This is a genomic window from Holospora curviuscula, assembly GCF_002930195.1.
Taxonomy (GTDB): domain Bacteria; phylum Pseudomonadota; class Alphaproteobacteria; order Holosporales; family Holosporaceae; genus Holospora; species Holospora curviuscula.
This window is the reverse complement of the sequence record NZ_PHHC01000079.1, coordinates 65,533-69,199: the sequence shown is the minus strand read 5'-3', so window position 1 is coordinate 69,199 and position 3,667 is coordinate 65,533. Positions and strand designations below refer to the sequence as shown.

At 36.5% G+C, this 3,667-nt stretch carries 3 protein-coding genes; 2 read left to right on the top strand and 1 reads right to left on the bottom strand.

Features of this window, described 5'->3' with window-relative positions; genetic code table 11:
- Positions 1-726: 726 nt before the first annotated feature.
- Positions 727-1,161 (bottom strand): hypothetical protein, encoded by a 435-nt coding sequence (locus HCUR_RS09075; RefSeq protein ID WP_207760883.1) that lies wholly within the window; start codon positions 1,159-1,161, stop codon positions 727-729.
- Positions 1,162-2,578: 1,417 nt separating this feature from the next.
- Between HCUR_RS09075 and HCUR_RS02670 the strand changes: the two genes are divergently transcribed.
- Positions 2,579-2,803, top strand: a complete 225-nt coding sequence (locus tag HCUR_RS02670; protein WP_104206626.1) for a hypothetical protein — start codon at positions 2,579-2,581, stop codon at positions 2,801-2,803.
- 221 nt (positions 2,804-3,024) lie between these two features.
- Positions 3,025-3,384 carry a hypothetical protein gene (locus HCUR_RS02665; RefSeq protein ID WP_104206625.1) on the top strand — a complete coding sequence of 120 codons (360 nt, stop codon included), beginning with the start codon at positions 3,025-3,027 and terminating at the stop codon, positions 3,382-3,384.
- Positions 3,385-3,667: the final 283 nt, after the last annotated feature.

Below are 3,667 nucleotides of genomic sequence, written 5' to 3'. Positions count from 1 at the left end.
GAATATAGAAGTAGGAAAACTAGCCCTCAGCCACCCGATTCACCACTTCTTTTGTCTTATACGCGTTATGGAATGAGGAATGATCCAAAATCAGGCTAAGTTTTAGCGCTTTGATTCAACTCTGTTCTATCCAATGATGAAATCGTAAGAACCATTAAACCCCATGGAAGCGATCGATTGATTATTCTAGGGATACTACAGGTTCTTTTGGAATATGTAGCATGCTTCTTACCAACCAGTATTTTACTTCACTTCTTTTCCTCTATTCTCTATCTTTGCAAATAGTCTGTTCTATACTACTCTCGTCACTCTACACAAGACTTTCGGGCGCTATATCGTTGATTGTTTCTTAATATGTATTTTTTCACGAGTCTTCCCAGAGGTAAAGTATTGTGCTCTCTAAAGCCTAACATTTTAAGCCTTCTATAGAACAAGAGCAATACCTCTTGCGTTCAATAGCCTAGTGATCTTTTTTCATGTTTTATCTTCGTTATTTTCAACATAAACTTTTAGCTGATCTATCTATGCTTCCTTTTCTGCCTAATCGTACTTTTACGCTTAATAATTCCTTCTTTTTCGTAGCTTATCCAACCGCTACTTAGCGCTTTTCTTTTGATTATGCCCTAATTTTATGTATTTTATTACGCTTTCCTTTAAGTTTAGCCTGTATATCTCTATGATTTTTTTGTTATTTTCTGATAATTATAATAAATTCAAGGTAAATTACTATAATAGTGATTTAATATTACTTAATTTTAGTAAAAAGAATACCAATAGGTTTTTTAGAGCAGATAGACCATCCTGAGCATTGTCAGCTAAAACACATCCTTCATATTCCAAAAATCTTTTATCCAGGGCCCTAAATCTTAGAGTCTGTCGACATTTATAATTAAGTGTTGTAAGATTAAGGATTACAAGAGATACGAGACGACCAATGGGAAGAAATAAAAGAAACTTTGCCTGGGAAAGAAGAGAATTCATGACGTACTGGTAACGATATGGATTGCCCACAAGGGTGCAGTGTGGCGTGCATTGCCAGAATCTTACAGGAAATGATCGAGGGTTGACAAACGGTTGATACGATGGTCCAAAGCCAGTGTGTGGCAAATAGATGCTGATACGCAATAGATCATGATTGATTCGACAATGATTCGCTCCCATCAACACACCGCGGGCGTCAGAAAAAAATAGGGTCAAATGGTACACAAGAACAAGCGCTGGGGCGCTTAGCAGACGGTTTTAGCACGAAGATCCACGGGCTTGGAGGGGATACTCTTTGGGAAACCCCGTAAGATTCATTCTATCGCCTGCTCAGTGCTCTGACTATACAAAAGCCCTTGATTTAACGAACAAACTTAACGAACAATTTTGACTTTAAAACGCTATTGACGGATAAAATGTTACGATGCCGATGACCTTGTTCATTATGCTGGCCGCAACAAAGCCGTTATCCCCCACGATCCATGGAAAAAAAATCTCAGAGAATTTGACGCAGATCTTTATAAAGAACGCACTCTAGTCGAGCCAATGTTCAACACGTTAACCCATTTCAGGCCCGTTGCACCCAGATATGACAAATTTACACACGCTTTTCTTTCCTTCCTTCATTTTGCTGCATCACTCATAATTCTAAAGTAAACTTAAATGTCGACATTCCCTAAGTCTTAGTCTGCTGTGCGGTAAACTCTTATCGAATTTTCAAGTTTATTGGCGCAGGGGATTAGAGATACAAGGCCGTGCAAAATTTTCTCCTTAATAAAAATGCTCTGAAATACCATAATGACATATTAATAAAAATTTATTTTTACACAAAAGACGTTTGGATTTATGCTTAAAAAGTAAATAGTTTATGCATTATCCATTCATGAAAAATTTAAAATTAAACCACATATGTATAGTATTTTTTGTAGGAATCTTTATTTTAGAAGAATGTGTACATGCTGTTAGCCATGGACAAGAGCCTAATCCTCAGACTCTAGGGGGTAGGTACGCGCAGTTTTTCTCCAGCTTCTCAAGCACTTTTCAATTTTAGCGGAAAAAATAGGGGCTGATGATTGGCGCAAAATAGCTGATTTTTTGAAAACATGAATCGCTCCTTACCTTGAAATTCACAAGTCAGAACATTTTTTACAGGAATTAGGGGCTTACATTAACCCAATGATCGTAAGGGCACCAACACATTCAAGCGCTCAATGAGTCACCGATTTCGTGGGGGGGGCGAAATGATATTTTTGGATGATTTCTTTACTCTGAAATATCATTTTAAGCGAGAAAAATTTGGATCTTTTGTTCTTTAAAAAAACTAGAAAAGATACAAAAATTCAAATTATGCACAACGACTCAAACAAGGAATACAAACAGTCCTAAAGAAACGAAACGATGTTTCCTTATCGGAAAAAGAAATTATTATAAGAAAGGTATCTAAATTTAAGCCTATTGAACCGAAATCCAGCCTACCTCCGAGAAACATTCTTAATATAAACGATGTGATTGAGGTCATTGATAAGACCAAGATTACAAGCGTCTTGAAGATATCAAAACCTGTCTTGTTAGTCGGGCTCAGTTACGATCTTCCAGATTGAATGATTTACAGCGTGACCGAGAATATATAAAAAAACGTATTGAAAACCAGATACAGCAAGCCAATCTTCTACTACAGCCACATCTTGAACCAAAAAGTCAAGAAGGGTACCAAATTCAAGAGCAACTTAATAATTGGAATAAATTTCAAAAAAACATTGAAGAGATCGCGCAGTATATGGGGAACACTTTTTCTAATATCCATATCCAGTGGAAGCATTAAGAAGCTTTCAAAGCACATTTTTTAACCTGAAAATAAATTTTAAGCAGATAATGCAACAAGAAGCGCTCGAGGTAAACGTCCTAAAGGATAAGGAGAGCAAGCTTGAGGAGGCGCAAATAAAGACCATAACGCGCATTGAAAGTTGACAGAATCCGGAGCTTTTTGTTTCTCAAACTTCGCAGGACGAAGTTTTTCAATCTCCTACTTTTTCCATAAATGTTGTGAACGTTTTAGTGCTCAAAGATCAGCTTCGCGATCTGGAGCAATTTCTTGATCAGCGCTCTGCTCAGGAAGACAGGCAGCACAAGCAAGAAACTGAATCGATGAATCAACTGCTTGAGATAAAAAATAAGTTAGAAACAAAGTGTGAGGAATGGTCCATGATAAGGGCTATAACATTAGTTAAACTCCAGCTAGATGCCAAATTTGACCGAACGAAGAAAAACGTAGAATACTCCCTTCAACGGAAAAATTGGTGGCAGCCTTTTGCAGAACAGGTTGAAAAAAGGAAGCCCCCTTCCCGGAAGCAGAAAGATTTAATTCAATCCTCCAAAATTGATACCAAAAAAGACAAATTGTAATCCCACAATACTATTAGACTCTCTTGGGGAAATTGATATTGCGTCAGTCCCCTCTTTCTCTCCCTTAAGGAAAGCGGGAGGGAAGCACTATTTTTCTAAAATGTTTAATTTGTATTTAAAAACATTATCTTGACACCCCAGTGGATAGATTTTATGGTGAAAAGATAAAAATTTTATAATGTAGATCTTATATAAAAATAAATTTTAATTATCTCTGTTTATTTACTTTAATAAGTTTTAACACTTTTTTTTGTTGTACCCTAAGAGCAGCTGCATAAAAATA